This window comes from Rhodococcus sp. ACPA1 (genome assembly GCF_002300195.1).
Lineage (GTDB): Bacteria > Actinomycetota > Actinomycetes > Mycobacteriales > Mycobacteriaceae > Rhodococcus_F > Rhodococcus_F opacus.
This window is the reverse complement of the sequence record NZ_NSDX01000004.1, coordinates 1,018,832-1,035,879: the sequence shown is the minus strand read 5'-3', so window position 1 is coordinate 1,035,879 and position 17,048 is coordinate 1,018,832. Positions and strand designations below refer to the sequence as shown.

At 68.5% G+C, this 17,048-nt stretch carries 11 protein-coding genes; 6 read left to right on the top strand and 5 right to left on the bottom strand.

The genetic code is table 11. The features are described from left to right. Positions 1-25 precede the first annotated feature (25 nt). The 3 genes from CJ177_RS22740 to CJ177_RS22730 are packed head-to-tail and all read left to right on the top strand — an operon-like array spanning position 26 to position 4,586. Positions 26-1,846, top strand: a complete 1,821-nt coding sequence (locus tag CJ177_RS22740) for a DUF3556 domain-containing protein (RefSeq protein WP_095868644.1) — start codon at positions 26-28, stop codon at positions 1,844-1,846. Continuing rightward, positions 1,843-3,276: an NAD(P)/FAD-dependent oxidoreductase gene (locus CJ177_RS22735; RefSeq protein ID WP_095868643.1), complete on the top strand. Its 1,434-nt coding sequence runs from the start codon at positions 1,843-1,845 to the stop codon at positions 3,274-3,276. The genes CJ177_RS22740 and CJ177_RS22735 overlap by 4 nt, the downstream gene beginning before the upstream one ends. Next, positions 3,273-4,586: a PucR family transcriptional regulator gene (locus CJ177_RS22730; RefSeq protein WP_373560054.1), complete on the top strand. Its 1,314-nt coding sequence runs from the start codon at positions 3,273-3,275 to the stop codon at positions 4,584-4,586. The genes CJ177_RS22735 and CJ177_RS22730 overlap by 4 nt, the downstream gene beginning before the upstream one ends. Positions 4,587-4,627: 41 nt before the next feature. Here the strand turns inward: CJ177_RS22730 and CJ177_RS22725 are convergent, their stop codons facing one another. Further along, positions 4,628-6,049, bottom strand: coding sequence for a PLP-dependent aminotransferase family protein (locus CJ177_RS22725; protein ID WP_061045422.1), 1,422 nt, complete (start codon positions 6,047-6,049; stop codon positions 4,628-4,630). Between CJ177_RS22725 and CJ177_RS22720 the strand changes: the two genes are divergently transcribed. Further along, a complete protein-coding gene (locus CJ177_RS22720) occupies positions 6,048-6,980 on the top strand; it encodes a DMT family transporter (RefSeq protein ID WP_095868642.1) in 933 nt (310 codons plus the stop codon). The two genes, CJ177_RS22725 and CJ177_RS22720, sit on opposite strands and share 2 nt — an antisense overlap. Positions 6,981-7,023: 43 nt before the next feature. Here the strand turns inward: CJ177_RS22720 and CJ177_RS22715 are convergent, their stop codons facing one another. Genes CJ177_RS22715 through CJ177_RS22705 form a run of 3 tightly spaced genes read right to left on the bottom strand, consistent with a single transcriptional unit; the run spans position 7,024 to position 10,898 of the window. Beyond that, the gene (locus CJ177_RS22715; protein WP_095868641.1) at positions 7,024-8,715 is read right to left on the bottom strand and encodes an acyl-CoA dehydrogenase family protein; all 1,692 of its coding nucleotides are present in this window, start codon (positions 8,713-8,715) and stop codon (positions 7,024-7,026) included. An 18-nt stretch (positions 8,716-8,733) separates the two neighbouring features. Then, complete coding sequence (locus CJ177_RS22710; RefSeq protein WP_061045425.1) at positions 8,734-10,239, bottom strand: class I adenylate-forming enzyme family protein; 1,506 nt, start codon at positions 10,237-10,239, stop codon at positions 8,734-8,736. Positions 10,240-10,262: 23 nt separating this feature from the next. Beyond that, entirely contained in the window at positions 10,263-10,898 is a 636-nt protein-coding gene (locus CJ177_RS22705) for a TetR/AcrR family transcriptional regulator C-terminal domain-containing protein (protein ID WP_005249319.1), read from the bottom strand. A gap of 134 nt (positions 10,899-11,032) precedes the next feature. Here CJ177_RS22705 and CJ177_RS22700 point away from each other — a divergent pair, with 134 nt between their 5' ends. Next, positions 11,033-12,844 carry an ABC transporter substrate-binding protein/permease gene (locus tag CJ177_RS22700; protein ID WP_095868640.1) on the top strand — a complete coding sequence of 604 codons (1,812 nt, stop codon included), beginning with the start codon at positions 11,033-11,035 and terminating at the stop codon, positions 12,842-12,844. A gap of 4 nt (positions 12,845-12,848) precedes the next feature. Next, positions 12,849-13,574, top strand: a complete 726-nt coding sequence (locus CJ177_RS22695; protein WP_005249317.1) for an amino acid ABC transporter ATP-binding protein — start codon at positions 12,849-12,851, stop codon at positions 13,572-13,574. A 68-nt stretch (positions 13,575-13,642) separates the two neighbouring features. Here CJ177_RS22695 and CJ177_RS22690 read toward each other — a convergent pair whose 3' ends face one another. Further along, the gene (locus tag CJ177_RS22690; protein WP_095868639.1) at positions 13,643-17,035 is read right to left on the bottom strand and encodes an NAD-glutamate dehydrogenase domain-containing protein; all 3,393 of its coding nucleotides are present in this window, start codon (positions 17,033-17,035) and stop codon (positions 13,643-13,645) included. Positions 17,036-17,048: the final 13 nt, after the last annotated feature.

The following is a 17,048-nucleotide window of genomic DNA, read 5'->3' as shown; positions in this document are numbered from 1 at the left end:
TGCCCCCTACCCTCAGGAGCCTCCCATGGGATTCAAGACCGGGAACTTCCCCGAAGTCGACCCCGCCGCCTTCCTCGACCTCCCGTTCCGCGACCGCCTGCGCGCCATGTCCACCCATTGGGTCGACTACGGCTTCGGAACCCCGAAGATGGTGCACACCATCTACATTCTGAAACTGCTCGTCCTCTACCTCGGCATCGGACTGTCGCTCGCGACGTTCACGTCCGGCCTGAACGTCCTCGACGCCGGCGCCTGGTGGAACCAGCCGATCGTCTACCAGAAACTGATCCTGTGGACGGTGCTGCTCGAATCGGTGGGTCTCGCCGGTTCGTGGGGTCCGCTCGCCGGGCACTTCAAGCCGATGACCGGCGGCATCCTGTACTGGCTGCGCCCCGGGACCATCCGGCTCCCACCGTGGCCGGGCAAGGTGCCGTTCACCTCGGGTGACACCCGCACCGTCGGCGACGTCCTGATCTACGCGGCGCTACTGCTCAACATCATTGTGGCGCTGATACTTCCGGGCGTGCACACGTCGTCGATCGACGCGGCCATCACCGACAACTCCGGACTCGTCCGCCCCGCCGTGCTGTTTCCCCTGATCGCGCTGCTGGTGCTGATCGGCCTGCGCGACAAGGTCATCTTCATCGCGGCCCGCAGCGAGCAGTACCTGCCCGCGATCGTCTTCTTCGGGGTCCTGCCGTTCGTCGACATGATCATCGCGCTGAAGCTGCTGATCGTCTCGGTGTGGGTCGGGGCGGGCGTCTCCAAGCTCGGACACCACTTCTCGATGGTGGTGCCGCCGATGCTGAGCAACACCCCGTGGATGCCGTTCAAGAAGATCAAGCGCGCGCACTACCGCAACTTCCCCGAGGACCTGCGGCCGTCGATCGTCGCCGGTGGTGTCGCCCATGTTCTCGGGACGGTCGTGGAGGTGGTGACCCCGCTGGTGCTGCTGTTCTCCACCAACCGCACGCTGACGCTGCTCGCGGTCGCGCTGATGGTCGCGTTCCACCTGTTCATCCTGTCCACGTTCCCGCTGGCGGTGCCGCTCGAGTGGAACCTGCTGTTCGCCTACGCGTCGATCTTCCTGTTCCTCGGATTCCCCGCCTGGGACGGGTACGGCGTCGCCGACATGTCCTCGGTGTGGTTGACCGCGGTGATCGTCGCCGCCCTGGTGTTCTTCCCGATCCTCGGCAACCTGCGCCCCGACCTCGTCTCGTTCCTGCCGTCGATGCGTCAGTACGCCGGCAACTGGGCGTCCGCCACCTGGGCCTTCGCACCGGGCGCCGAGGAGAAGCTCGACGAGCACATCATCCGTCCCAGCAAGAACACGCGCACCCAGCTGCTCGCCACCTATCCGCCCGAGGTCGCGGACGTGGTGATGCACCAGCTGCTCGGCTGGCGGTCGATGCACAGCCAGGGACGGGCGTTGTTCTCGCTGATGATGCGCCACCTCGGCGACGACATCGACGCCTACTCGCTGCGCGAGGCCGAGTTCAGCTGCAACTCGCTGGTGGCATTCAACTTCGGTGACGGCCACCTGCACAACGAGTTCCTGATCGCGGCACTCCAGCGGCGCTGCAACTTCGCTCCTGGCGAATTCGTCGTCGCGTGGATCGAATCGCAGCCCATCCACAGGGGCACTCAGCAGTACAAGGTGATCGACGCCGCCCTCGGTGTCATCGAGCGGGGAACGTACAAGGTGTCCGACGCGATCAACGAGCAGCCGTGGCTGCCGAACGGTCCCATTCCGTTCGATGTGGAGTGGACACTGGACGGAGACGGCTCGAACGTGCGGACGCGGGAGGCGAAGATGCAGGAGACAGATCTGGTGGTGCGGCCGTGACCACCGCAGTCGTCGTCGGCAGCGGGCCCAACGGGCTCGCCGCCGCGGTCCACCTCGCCCGGCACGGCGTCGACGTCCAGGTCCTCGAGGCCGCCGACACCATCGGCGGCGGCACCCGCTCCGGCGAACTCACCGTCCCCGGACTGCTGCACGACGAGTGCTCGGCGTTCCACCCGATGGGTGCCGGGTCGCCGTATTTGCAGACCCTCGACCTCGGCCGGTACGGGTTGACGTGGAAGTGGCCGGAGATCGACTGCGCCCACCCCCTCGACTCCGGTGAGGCAGGGTTGCTGCACCGGTCGATCGCGGCCACCGCCGCCGGACTCGGCGAGGACGGCGCCCGCTGGCAGCGCATGTTCGGCGGACTCGCCGACGGCTTCGACGACCTGGCCGCCGACCTGATGCGTCCGATCGCGAACGTGCCCCGGCATCCGCTGCGGCTCGCCGGCTTCGGGCCCCGGGCGTTACTCCCGGCCACGGTGACGGCCCGCTGGTGGCGCACCGACAAGGCCCGCGCACTGTTCGGCGGCGCCGCCGCGCACGCCTACTACCGCCTCGACCGGCCCGCGACGTCCGCGGTCGGGATGATGATCGTCGCCGCCGGGCATCGCTACGGGTGGCCGGTCGCCGAGGGCGGATCGCAATCGATCACCGGCGCACTCGCAGCCTTGCTGACCGACCGGGGCGGGAAGATCACCACCGGTGTCCATGTCCGCGATCGGACCGAACTCCCGACCGCCGACGTCGTCCTGCTGGACGTCGCGCCGTCCGCCGCGCTCGGCATCCTGGGCGCTCGCCTGCCCGATCGGGTGGCCCGTGCATACCGGCGGTTCAAGCACGCGCCCGCCGCCTTCAAGGTCGACTTCGCTATCCAGGGCGGGGTGCCGTGGACCGATCCCGAATGTGGACGCGCCGGGACCGTCCACTTGGGTGGCAGCTTCGCCGAGATCGCGGCCGCCGAACGCGACGTCGCTGCGGGCCGCATGCCGGAGCGGCCGTTCGTCCTCCTCGGTCAGCAATACCTCGCCGATCCCAGTCGTTCGAACGGCGATCTGCATCCGCTGTATGCGTACGCCCATGTCCCGCACGGCTACACGGGCGACGCGACCGAGGCGATCACCGCGCAGATCGAGCGATTCGCCCCCGGCTTCCGGGACCGCATCGTCGCCACGGTGAGTAGCGGACCGGCGCGACTGGCCGCGTCGAATCCCAATTACATCGGCGGTGACATCATCGGCGGCGCCAACACCGAAACCCAGGTCGTGCTGCGGCCGCGCATCGCCCTCGACCCGTACAGCACCGGGATCCCCGGCACCTACCTGTGTTCGGCATCGACGCCGCCCGGCGCCGGGGCACACGGCATGTGTGGGTACAACGCGGCGCAATCCGCCCTGCGCTATCTGCGAAAGGGCGGAGGGGACGTGCTGTGAGCAGTCCCGCCCCCGGCGACCGCGGCGCCGGTGCCAGGCGCCGCATGGCGCGGGTGCCCGCGATGGCGGAGGCCGAGGTCCTCGACATCGTCGCCGGCATCGCCCGGAAACTCGATGCGCGGCAGGCGGAGATCACCCGCTCGATGAGTGCGCTGCTCGCGCACGAGATCGACCAACTCGACGAAGACCCGCAACTCGTCGAACTGCTCGAGGCGAGCGTGAACGGCAACGTCTCGACGATCGTGCACGTCCTCGCCAACGACATTCCCGTCGATCACCTGCAGCCCACCACCGCCGCCGTGGAGTACGCGCTGCGGCTGGCGCAACGTGACGTGTCGTCGAACTCGCTTGTCCGCGCGTACCACATGGGCCAGGACGACCTGATCAAGATCTGCTACGACGAGGTCAGCTCCCTCCAATTGTCCGGACCGCTGACGCTCGCTGTGCTCAAACACATTTCGGAGGTCGTGTACAGCTACATCGACTGGATCACGCTGTACGTGTTCGACGCCTACGAGCAGGAACGACGGCGCTGGCTGGGTGCCCGCGGCAACGTCCACTCGTCGACCATCCACACCCTCCTCACCGGAACCGGCGACGACGGGTCCGCGTTCGAGACCGAAACGCACTACCGGCTCGAGCAGACGCACGTCGCGATGATCCTGTGGTCCACCGGTCCCGACACAGAGGCGAGCCTCAACACCCTCGACCACTACGTGCGGGACCTCGCCCGCCACCTCGCCACCGACTCCGCACCCATCGTCACCGCCATCGACCGCCGAACCCTGTGGGCCTGGCTCCCTTTCGGCCGCCGGAAGCCCGTCCTCGACACCACCGAACTCGCCGCGGCCCTGCCCGCGAACCCGGGAATCCGGACCGCGATCGGCCTACCCGCGACCGGGGTCGCGGGATTCCGGCGGTCACACGAACAGGCCCGCGCCGCCTACTCCGTCGCCACCGTGCCCAACACCCAGGCCCGGCCGATCGTCGGCTTCGGCGACCGCGGCGTCGCCGTCGTCTCGCTCCTCGCCGAGAACCTGGACTCCACCCGGGCATGGGTGTGGGAGGTCCTCGGCCCGCTCGCGGAGAACACCGACCAGGCCGCGACACTGCGGACCACGCTCAGCACCTACTTCGCGACCGGCGAAAGCCACCTCCACACCGCCCAGCAGATGAACCTGCACCGCAACACCGTCAAATACCGCATCACCAAGGCTCTCGGCGACCCCGCCACCGGCACCCACAGCAAGCTGGATCTCGCTCTCGCCCTGCAGGTGTGCGAGTTCCTGGGTCCGACGGTGCTGAAGTAGGCGCTTCGCGCCTGTGCGTGGTTGACGAGTCTCTGGACTCCTTAACCACGCACGGGCGGCGGAGCCGCGAGTTTGTCGCCGATCACGCGTAGGCCTTCCGGGAAGGCGCCGGGGTTGGTACCGGAGTAGTTGAGTCGGATGAAGGGACCCGCGGGTTCGGCGGGGAACCATTCGGCGCCGGGGGCGATGAGCACTCCTGCGGCTTCGCAGTCGCGGACGAGTTGCGTGAGGTTGGTTGCGTCGGGCAGGCGTACCCAGAGGTTGAGTCCGCCTTTGGGCACGTTGGTGAGGTGGGCTCGGGGGACGTGCTCGCGCAGGCCGGTGACGAGCAGGTCGCGGCGTGCCCGGAGTTGTTGCCGGAGATTGCGCAGGTGGGTCTGCCATCCGGGCTGGGTGACGACGTCGAGTGCTGCGGCCTGGAGTAGTCCGCTGACGTACATCGAGGAGGCTCCGCGGTCGGCGAGGATGCGTTCCCGGGCAGGACCGCGGGCGATGACTGCGGCGATGCGTATGGACGGTGACACGCTCTTGGTCAGCGAGCGGAGGTAGACCACATGGCCGGCGTCGTCGTGCGCGGCGACGGGGTTGGAGTTGGTGTCGATTCCGAAATCGTGGGCCCAGTCGTCTTCGACGAGGAAGGCCCCGTTCGCCCGGACTACCTCTAATATGCTTTCGGCCACCGTGTTCGACCATTGTGCGCCAGTGGGGTTGGCGTAGTTCGGTTGCGCGTAGAACACACGCGCGCCGGTCTCCTCGAAGGCGCGGGCCAGCTCGTCCGGGTCAGGGCCGTCAGGTCCGCTGGGGACGGGGACGACGTGCACTCCGGCCTGGGCCGCGGCCAGGATCGCCCCCCAATACGTGGGCGACTCCATCAGCAACGGTTGCCCGAAAGAGACCAGGGCCCGGAAGACGGAGCTGAGCCCGCTCTGACTTCCGGGCAATACGATGACGTCGCTCGCTGTGGGCGGCGTGACGCCGACCGGTGTCGCGCTGCCGAGCTCGTGGGCGAACCACGACTGCAGCTCCGGCAGACCCGCTGTGGGAGAGGGCGACAGCGCGGCGTCGCTGCGTGCTGCTCGGGTCAGCGCGGATCGAATCAGGCGCTCCGGTAGGAGTTCCCGATCCGGATAGCCCGCGTGCAGCGCGATCGCATCGTTGGAGGCGCGGCGCATCGGAGTCGACAGCGAAGGCAGGCGGCTCGGCGGGGATCGCAGAGCCGCGGTCTGCCATCCGTAGTCGAGCGGCCGCGCGGTCCGAACGGCGCGAACGAACGTGCCGACGCCGGGCCTGCTCTCGATCAGCCCCTGCGCGGTGAGGGTACGCAGGGCCTTCTGCACGGTCACCGGACTTGCCGCGTACTCCGCGACCAGCGACCGGGTCGATGGCAGCCGCGCCCCGGGTGGCGCCTGGGCGATCCATTCACCCAGTGCAGCGACGATGCGTGTACTGCTATCGTTGACCATGACGGTAGATAGTAGCGCTACTCAAATTCGCGCGACAGTGTTATCACCTTCTCGTGCCGGTCTCTGGTGGGGCCTGCTCGGGGTGGCGGCGTTCTCGTTCACGGTGCCGTTCACTCGGGTGGCGGTGGGCGGGTTGTCACCGCTGTTCATCGGCTCGGGCCGAGCGGTCGTCGCCGCGGTGCTCGCGGCGCTCGCTCTGACGCTGACCCGGCAGCGCGTGCCGCGGGGTGCGCAGTGGGCGCGGCTCGCCGTGGTGGCGGGTGGAGTCGTCGTCGGCTTCCCGCTTCTCACGTCCTTCGCCCTGACGACCGTGTCTGCCGGTCACGGTGCCGTCGTCATCGCACTGTTGCCGGCGGCGACGGCGGTCACGACTGCTGTCCGAGGAAAAGAGCATCCGCCGCTGTCGTTCTGGATCATGGCGGGGGTGGGCGCCCTGGCATCTGTCGTGTTCGCATCCATGCAGGGCGGCGGGATCGGTCGGTTGCACTGGTCGGACCTGCTGCTGTTCGGTGCCGTCGCGGCCGCCGCGGTCGGATACGCCGAGGGCGGCCTTCTCGCCCGCGAGCTCGGCGCATGGCAGACGGTGTCCTGGGCGCTGATGGTCGCCGCACCGCTGATGATCGCCCTGGCGGTCGTTTCGGCGATCCGGCAGCCGCCGACCGGCTCACCGATCGAGTGGGCTGCGTTCGCGTACCTGGGCGTGGTGAGCATGTTCCTCGGCTTCTTCGCCTGGTACGGCGGGCTCGCGATCGGGCCGATGGCGCAGGTCAGCCAGGTCCAACTGGTCCAACCCGTGTTGACCATCTCCTGGGCGGCCCTGCTCCTGCGTGAACAGCTCACCTGGGCCACCGTCCTCGGCGGCGTGGCCGTGGTCGTCTGCGCAGGGACCGCTGTCCGAGCCCGAGGGCGCTTCGCACCCGTGCGCGGTTAAAGAGTCCAGAGACTCGTCAACCACGCACGGGCGGCGGAGCCGCCTACGCCCGACTGAGGATGGACCCGAGATCGGCGGAGGGGGAGAGCGTGCCGTACTCGTGCGTGCGGTCGGGGCCGAGGCGGGCGTCGACGAAGGCATCGGCGACGGCGGCGGGCGAGAACCGGGTCAGCAGCGACGCCTGCAGTGCGAGGGCCATCGATTCGACGACGGTGCGGGCGCGCAACTGGGCGGCCGCAGGGGCGAGTCCGGCGAGTTCGCCGAGCTGACGACGGACCCGGTCGAGGTGCTCGTCGAGCACCGCGTTGCTGCCGCGGGCCAGGTTCACCTCGGCGTCGAATGCGGCGACGCTGTCGGGTTCGCGGGTCATCGCGCGCAGGACGTCGAGGGCGATGACGTTGCCCGACCCCTCCCACACGGCCATGACGGGCTGCTCGCGGTAGCGGCGGGCGAGCGGGAAGTCCTCGGTGTAACCGTTGCCGCCCAGGCATTCCAGCGCCTCGTAGGCGTGGTGCGGGCCGCGCTTGCAGATCCAGTACTTCGCGACCGCGGTCGCGAGCCGGCGGAAGCTGCGTTCCTGCTCGCTCGCGTCCTCGTCGTGCGCCCGGGCGAGGCGCAGTGCGGTGACGGTGGCCGCCTCCGACTCCAGCGCCAGGTCGGCCAGCACCGACGTCATGGCCGGCTGATCGGCCAGGACCTTCCCGAACGCCGAGCGGTGGCGGGCGTGCCACACCGCCTCGGCGACGGACTGCCGCATGCCCGCGGTGCTGCCGAGCACGCAGTCGAGGCGGGTGCGCGCGACCATCTCGATGATGGTGCGGACGCCGCGTCCCGGTTCACCGACCATGACGCCGACGGTGCCGTCGAGTTCGATTTCGGACGACGCGTTGGACTTGTTGCCCAGCTTGTTCTTCAGTCGCTGGATGCGGAAGACGTTGCGGGTGCCGTCCGGGAGGATGCGGGGAAGCAGGAAGCACGAGAGGCCGTCGCCGCCCGCACCTTCCGCCTGTGCGAGCACGAGGAACGCGTCGGACATCGGCGCGGAGCAGAACCACTTGTGCCCGGTCAGCAGGTAGTCGGCGCCGGGACCGCCGCGTCCGGCGGGTGTCGCGACGGTGGTGTTGGCCCGGACGTCGGAGCCGCCCTGCTTCTCCGTCATGGACATGCCGAAGATCGCGGACGCCTTGCGGGGTGCGTCGAGTTCGGGGGTGTAGCTGCGGGACAGCGCGCGCGGCTTCCAGATCGCGGCGACGTCGGGTTGCAGGCCGAGGGAGGGGATGACGGCGTTGGTCATCGAGATCGGGCAGGAGTGTCCGGGTTCGATCTGCGCGAACATCATGAATGCCGCTGCGCGAGCGACGTTCGCGCCGGGCTTCGGGTCGGCCCACGCCGACGTGTGCGCCCCGTGCGCGACGGCCGCGGAGATGATCCGGTGATACGACGGGTGGTATTCGACCTCGTCGATCCGATTGCCCCAGCGGTCGAACGTCTTCAGTTCGGGGATGATCGTGTTGGCGAGTTCGGCGTCGTGCTGGAACGTGGCGCTGCCGACGAGTGCGCCGATGTCGGTGAGTTCGCCGGTGGCCCAGTCTGCGTCGTGGCGGCGCACGCCCTCGGCCAGCACCGTGTCGAGGGTGAACTCGTTGACGTCGGCGCGGGGCACCGACTGGTTGAGCACGGTGTGAGTCCGGTGGGGTGCGGGATGGGTGACGTTCGTTTCGGAAAAAGTAGTCATGGCACTGTCTTTCGTGAGTCAGCTCGCGGAGCGGATCAGGTGCTTCTGGATCTTGCCGGTGGGTGTGCGGGGCAACACGGTGGCGAACACGTAGTCGCGCGGAATCTTGTAGCGCGCCAGCTTGTCCGACAGGTAGTCGCGGATGTCGTCGGCACCCACGACGTCCGGTTCACGCCACACGACGTGCGCGACGACGGTCTCGCCCCATTCGGGGTGCGGCCGGCCCACCACCGCGACGTCCACGACGTCGGGATGGCCGGAGATGGCGTCCTCCACTTCCTTGGAATAGACGTTCTCGCCGCCGGTGATGATCATGTCTTTCGCCCGGTCGACGATGAAGAGGTAGCCGTCGTCGTCCCGGCGCGCGAGATCGCCTGTGCGGTACCAGCCGCCGTCGGCAAACACGGCTGCGGTGGCGTCGGGATCGTCGAGGTAACCCTGCATCACGGTCTCGGTGCGCAGCCAGATCTCGCCGATCTCCCCGGCGGGCACGTCGATGCCGTCGGGGCCGGCCAGGCGCATGTCGACGCCGGCGAGCGCCGCCCGGCCGATCGAGCCGGCCTTCGCGAGCTGTTCCTCCGGGTAGAGGACGGCCCCCACGGGACCGGTCTCCGTCATCCCGTACACCTGGTAGAAGCGGGTGGTGCGGTACGACTCGACGAGCCGGCGCGCCACATCGGCGCCGATCGGTCCGCCGCCGTAGAGCCAGGCCCGGACGCTGGACAGGTCGTTTTCGGCGAAGTCCGGTACCGCATTCAGCGCCGTGGTGTAGATGACCGGCGGCCCGAAGCACAGCGTGATGCGTTGCTGCTGTACCGCTTCCAGGAAGTGGACGGGATGGTACTCGCGGACGAGCACGACGGTGCCGCCCATGTACAGCGTCGCCATGAGCCAGTTGTTGAGCGGTGACGCGTGCCAGATCGGGACGGCCATCAGCAGTCGCTCGTCGCGGGTGATCGACAGACCGAGGGCCGCCGTGGTCGCCACGAGCACGACGTTGCGATGACTGTGCACGCAACCCTTGGGTGCGCCGGTGGTGCCGGACGTGTAGAGGATTTCCGCGGGGTCGTTCTCGTCCGGCTCGATGCCGTCGATGCCGTCGAGGTCCGCGATCGCGTCGTCGAAGAAGGTGTGTCCCTCCACTGCGGTGTCGGTGGACAGCAGCTGCACCGGCGTCTCGAGTCGCTCGATGACGGGTGCGAGGTCGCCGTCGAAGACGCATACCTTCACCTGCGCGTGCCGCAGGATGTAGTCGACCTCGGGTGCCTGCATCTTGTGGTTGACCGGCACCACCACCGCGCCGATGCGCCAGGCGCCGAGCATCGCGTAGACGAAGCCGGGGGTGTTGAAACACATCAGAGCGACGCGGTCGCCGTGCCCGACCCCCAGTTTCCGCAGCAGGGCGGCGGCGTGGCGGCTGCCGTCCTGCACGGAACCATACGTATGGTCGCGACCCTGAAAATGGAGAAAAGCCTTGTCGGGCGTCTTCCGGACGTTGCTGTCGAATACGCGAACGATGTTCATCGCGCTCCTTGGAGAAGAGAAGTTCAGTCGATGGAGGTGTTGCGGACGGTCTCGGGGATCTGCAGGTTCGCGAAGATGACGGCGACGGCCTCCTCGAGCGAGTAGCCGAAGCTCTCACCGGTGGCGGTCTTCTGGATCACGAGGCCGAAGATCGCCGACCAGAACGCCTTCGATTCGACGTCGATGCCGGCGCGCAGTTTCCAGCCGGTGCGCATCAGGGTGCGGATCAGCGCGTCCTCGCCCGAGGAGTGCAGGGTGCGGAGGGTGTCGGTGATGAGGTCGCGCAGTTCGCCGCGGCGTCCCGTCATCAGCATCGCCGAGGTGAAGAGTTCGACGCTGGGCGCGCCCGGCCCGAGCAGGGAGCCGACGAGCTTCTCCGTGTAGTCGCCGACGGTCTCCGCGGTGGCCGCGTCGCCCTCGGCCCGTTTGCCGGCACGCAGGACGGCAGCGCACGCGACCTCGACGAAGAGGCGCTCCTTGGAACCGTAGTAATAGGTCACCTGGTTGGGGTGGGCCCCCGCGGCGGCGCAGATCTGCGTGATCGGGACACCCTCGCCGTGCTCGAGAAAGAGTTCGGTGGCGGCGGTGAACAGGGCGTCGCGGGTCTGGCGACCGGACTCCCGGGTGGCCCGCGCTGCTCGGCCCGTCTGCGACACCATGACTGCCTCCCACTTGTTTGTATGACAAACAATAACTGAACTTTGTTTGTATGACAAACAAGGAGAGTGACGGGCGTCGCGCCGGACATCCTCCGACCCCGGAAATACCGACCGCCAGGGTTACGCTGCTCACCATGTTTTCTTCCGTCGGAGCGAAGATCCGTGTGGTGGTGGCGCTACTGCTCACCGCCCTGCTGGCGCTGACCCTGTCGTCGTGTTCGAGTGACGGGGAGACGTCGGGATCGGCGTCGCAGGATCTGTGTTCGCCACCCGGCGTCGGCGCGGCCACCGCCGCCCCGACCAACCTCGCCGCCTCCGGCGCCGCGGCCGAGGACCGCTACACGACGCCGTCGACCACCCCCCTCGACCAGATCGACGCGTCCAAGCTGAACCTCATCACCCCCGGCGTGCTCACCGTCGGCACGCTGTCCGACGCACCGCCGAGCATCTGCGTGAACTCCGAGAACCAGTTCACCGGCTACGACAACGAACTGCTGAGGGCCGTCGCCGACAAGCTGGGCCTGCGCGTCGATTTCGTCGGCACCGAGTTCGCCGGCCTGCTCGCCCAGGTCGCCGGGAGACGCTTCGACGTCGGATCCTCGTCCATCACCACCACCGACGAGCGCCGTAACACCGTCGGGTTCACCAACGGATACGACTTCGGCTACTTCTCCCTCGTCGTCCCCAACGGCGGACCGATCCAGGGCTTCGACGACCTGACCGCGACGACCCGCATCGGTGTCGTCCAGGGCACCGTCCAGGACGACTACGTCGTGAACACGCTGAAGCTGAACCCGGTGAAATTCCCCGACTACGCCACCGCGTACGCCAACCTGAAGTCCGGGCAGATCGACGCCTGGGTGGCGCCGTCGCAACAGGCCGAGGGTGCCATTGCGCCGGGCGATCCCACGTCGATCGTCGAGAACACCTTCAGCGTCAACAACTTCGTGGGCTGGGCCGTCAACAAGGAGAACCAGCCGCTCATCGACGCCCTCAACTCCGGGCTCGACGCCGTCATCGCCGACGGCACCTGGGCGCAGCTGTACTCCGACTGGGTGCCCCGCGAACTGCCCGAGGGCTGGAAGCCTGGCAGCAAGGCGGCGCCGGCGCCCGACCTGCCGGACTTCGCCGCGCTCGCCGCCCAGAACTCGCAGAACACGACCGAAACCCCGGTCGCGGAGCCCAAGTCGACGCTCGAGCAGCTGAAGGACACGTTCTTCAACTGGGACCTCTACACGCGGGCGTTCCCGGATCTGCTCAAGACCGGTCTGCCGAACACGTTGATCCTGGCGTTGGCGTCGGGCATCGTCGGCACCGTCCTGGGCATGCTGCTCGCGATGGCCGGCATCTCCCGCACTCGCTGGCTCCGCTGGCCCGCCCGCGTCTACACGGACGTGTTCCGCGGGCTGCCCGCCGTCGTCATCATCCTCATCGTCGGTCTCGGCGCCGGACCCATCGTCAAGGGACTCACCGGCAACAACCCGTACTGGCTCGGTGCGGCCGCGCTGTCGCTGCTCGCGTCCGCGTACATCGGTGAGATCTTCCGGTCCGGCATCCAGAGCGTCGAACCCGGACAACTCGAGGCGTCCCGGGCGCTCGGTTTCAGCTACCGGAAGTCGATGACGCTCGTCGTGGTTCCGCAGGGTGTGCGACGGGTGCTGCCAGCGCTGATGAACCAGTTCATCTCCCTGATCAAGGACTCGTCGCTGATCTACTTCCTCGGCCTGCTCGTCAGCCAGCGGGAACTGTTCGCCGTCGGCCGCGACCTCAACGCGCAGACCGGCAACCTGTCGCCGCTCGTCGCCGCCGGCCTGTTCTACCTGGCGATGACGATTCCGCTGACCCACCTCGTCAACTACATCGACAACCGCCTGCGCACCGGCCGCGCCGACACGTCCGGCACGCTCGACCCGGTGGAACAGTCCATCGTCGTGGAAAGGGGATAAGGCGATGGCCGTCTCTCTCACTGGCACCGACCTGCACCTCGCGTTCGGCACCAACAAGGTGCTCCGCGGCGTCGACCTCCACGTCGACGCCGGCGACACCGTCACCGTGATCGGACCGTCCGGCTCCGGAAAGTCCACCCTGCTGCGGGTCCTCAACCGGCTGCACGAACCCGATCAGGGCGACGTCCTGCTCGACGGGAAGTCGGTGCTGAAGGACAACCCGGACAAGCTGCGGCAGCGCATCGGCATGGTGTTCCAGCACTTCAACCTGTTCCCGCACAAGACCGTCGTCGACAACATCGCCCTCGGGCCCCGCAAGCTCAAGGGGATGTCCAAGGACGAGGCGCGGTCGCTGGCGCTCGAACAGCTCGAACTCGTCGGGCTCGCCAACAAGGCCGACTCACGGCCCGGCAACCTGTCGGGCGGGCAGCAGCAGCGCGTCGCGATCGCCCGCGCCCTCGCGATGAAGCCCGAGGTGATGTTCTTCGACGAGGCCACCTCGGCACTCGACCCCGAACTGGTGAAGGGTGTCCTCGCGCTGATGGCCGACCTCGCCAAGGGTGGCATGACGATGGTCGTCGTCACCCACGAGATGGGCTTCGCCCGCGAGGTGTCCGACACCGTGCTGTTCATGGACCACGGTGCCGTCGTCGAGACCGGCAAGCCGGACCAGCTGTTCGACAAGCCCGAAACCGAACGGCTGCAGCAGTTCCTGTCCCAGGTACTGTAGGCCGCTCCGCGGCCTGTGCGTGGTTGACGAGTCCTGAGACTCCTTAACCACGCACGGGCGCGAAGCGCCTATCGCGTCATCGCCCGGATCCGCCTGGCCGCGACGGAGATCAGCGCCAGCGTGGGTTCGGTGGCGACCTCCGACTCGATCTCCGTCAGCAGCGCACGCGCGCGGGAGAGCCGGGCGGCGTTGTGCTGTTCCCACTGGTCGACCTTGTCGGCCGCGTCCTCGCCGGGTTCGCTCACGGACAGCGCGTCGAGGGTGATGGCGCGCAGCGAGCTGTACAGATCGTCGCGCAGGGCGAGGCGTGCGAGGGCGTGCCACCGGTCCAGCCGGGGGAGCGCCGTGACTGCTGTCAGTGCGGTGTTGATGTGCAGGTGCGCCGACAGCGCGAAGTACAGTTCGGCGACGTCCTCGGGGCGGTGCTGTGAGATCTCCGCGATGTCCACGATGTCGAGGAGGCAGTACGTGTGCAGCAGGTCCGCCACGTCCGCGGCGAGCCCCGTCTCCGCGCCGCGCGACGTGAGGGCCTCGGTGCGCCGTTCCACCGCCGTGATCTCGTCGCCGCGCAACCATTCCCGCACGCGCGGGCCGAGGTCGCGGACGACCGGCCGGTAGCGGGCGATGGTGGCCTCGAGCGGCAGCGGCTGCGGCCGGTGCGTGGTCAGCCACCGCGACGCGCGGTCGATCAGTCGCTGGGTCTGCACCGTCAGTGCATTCGTCCCGGCCGTCGGCGTCGTGTCGGCCGTCGCCCGGATCCGCTCGAAAGTCGCCCCGAGGTCGAAGATCTCGGTGACCGCGGTGAAGGCGTTCACCGCCTCCGCGGAGTCGGCGCCCGTCTCCTCCCGCAGCCGGAAGGCGTACGTCATCCCCGCCCGGTCGACCATGTCGTTGACGACCGACGTCGTGACGATCTCCCGGCGCAGCGGATGCGCGGCGACCGTGTGCGCGAACTCCCGGCCGAGGCGCGGCGGGAAGTAGTTGTGCAGCCGGCCGGCGTAGACCCCGTTGTCGGGGAGCGTCGTGCCCGACACCTCGCTCTTGATGAAACGCTTGACCTGCGCGGTGAGCTGCGCCAGCTCCGGGCTCGTCAGTCCCTTCTGCTCACGTTCGAGTGCGCCGAACTGCGCGGACGTCGGGAGCACGTCGATCGCGCGGTCCACGTGGCCGCGCCGTTCCAGGTCGTCGACCATGCGGGAGTGGAAGCTGACGAGAGTGCCGGCCTGCGCTCGGTTCAGGCTCATCATCTCGTTCTGGCTGCGGTTGTCGGCGAGGACGAGCCTGCTGACGTCGTCGGTCATGTCGGACAGCAACTCTCGCCGGTCCTGCGCGGCGAGGGTGTTGTCGGCGGTCGCGCCTGCCAGGGCGATCTTGATGTTGACCTCGTGGTCCGAGCAGTCGACGCCGGCCGAGTTGTCGAGCGCGTCGGTGTTGACGCGACCGCCGTTGCGCGCGTATTCGATCCGCCCGAGCTGGGTCAGGCCGAGGTTGCCGCCTTCGCCGACCACCCGGACGCGCAGTTGGGGCGCGTCGAGCCGGACCGCGTCGTTCGACTTGTCGCCGACGTCGGCGTGGCTCTCCGTCGTCGCCTTGACGTACGTGCCGACCCCGCCGTTCCACAGCAGGTCCGCGGGCGCACCGAGGACGGCACGCACGAGTTCGACGGTGGTGAGGACCCGATCGTCGTCGATCCCGAGAACGCGCCGGGCCTGCGGTGTCAGCCGAACGGACTTCGCCGACCGGTCGACGATCATGGCGCCGTCGCTGAGGACCGCCTTGTCGTAGTCCTTCCAGCTCGACCTGCCGAGCCCGAAGAGCCGTGCCCGCTCGTCCCACGACCGCTGCGGGACGGGATCGGGGTCGATGAAGACGTGCCGATGGTCGAATGCCGCGAGCAGGCGGATGTGGGGGCTGAGCAGCATCCCGTTTCCGAAGACGTCGCCGCTCATGTCGCCGATGCCGACGACGGTGAAGTCGTCGGTGCGGGTGTCGACGCCCATCTCGCGGAAGTGCTGCATGACGCTTTCCCACGCGCCGCGGGCGGTGATGCCCATCGCCTTGTGGTCGTAGCCGACGGAACCGCCGGACGCGAATCCGTCGCCGAGCCAGTACCCGCGCTCGAGTGCGATCGCGTTGGCGACGTCCGAGAATGCCGCTGTCCCCTTGTCCGCGGCGACCACGAGGTACGTGTCGTCACCGTCGCGCCGGACGATGCCCTCCGGCGCAATTACCTGCCGGGTCCTGATGTCGAGGTTGTCCGTCATGTCGAGCAGGCTCGAGATGAATTCGCGGTAGCAGGAGATGCCCGCCGAGTGCATCGCCTCCCGGTCGGCGGCGGCGTCGCCGGTGGGCACGGGCGGGTCCTTGACGACGAAGCCGCCCTTCGCTCCCGCGGGGACGATGACGGCGTTCTTGACCGCCTGCGCCTTGACGAGTCCGAGGATCTCGGTGCGGAAGTCGTCGCGGCGGTCCGACCACCGGATGCCGCCGCGGGCGACGTCGTCGAATCGCAGGTGCACGCCCTCCATCCGGGGCGAGTACACGTAGGCCTCGTATTTCGGCCGGGGCAGCGGCAGTTCGTCGATCGACGAGGAATCGAACTTGAACGCGAGAGCGCGCGCGGGCCGACGGTCGCCGGCGTAGTACGTCGTCCGGGTGGTGGCGCGGATCAGCGAGAGCAGTGCCCGCAGGATCCGGTCGGCGTCGATCCCGGCGACGGCGTCGATCGCGTCGACGATGCGGCCCCCGAGCGCGTCTTCCGCGGCGGCGTCGCGTTCGATGCCCGGGTCGAGGCGGAGCGCGTGGAACTCGACGAGGAGTTGCGTGATTGCACTGTTGCTCAGCAGGACTCGTTCGACGTTGCTGCGGCTGTACGGAAGCCCGGCCTGACGCAGGTAGGCGGCGTACGCGCGCAGGACGGTCACCTGCCGCCACCCGAGCCCGGCGTGCAGAACGAGCGCGTTGAACCCGTCGACCTCGGTCTCACCCGTCCACGCGGCCCGGAACGCGTCCGCGATCCGGCTGTCCCGGGTCACCCCGTGGCCGTCCGTCACGGCGACCAGATCGACGGTGAGGTCGTAGATCCAGGCACGGTGCCCGTCCGGGCGGGTCAGCGCGGCCGGCCGTTCGTCGAGCGCGTTGACACCGAGGCTGGACAGGATCGGCAGAACCTCGTTGAGCGGAGCGGGTTTCCCGACCGCGTAGATCTTGAGGTTCTCGTACGGCGCGGACGCCTCGGTGGTGGTGAACGTCAGCGCCACACTGTCGACGTCGAGGCGCTCCACCTCGGCGACGTCGCGGATCGCCTGTGCCGGATCGGTTTCGGTGGCGTAGCTGATCGGCAGCGCGGACGCGTAGTGGCGCGCGACGCCGGTGTCGAGACGGTGCGGTTTCGTGAGCAGCGTGCTGCGCCACAGCTCGTGGGACCAGGGGGTGTCGAGTTCCGTGCCGATGCTGTTCATGACGATGGGGTGA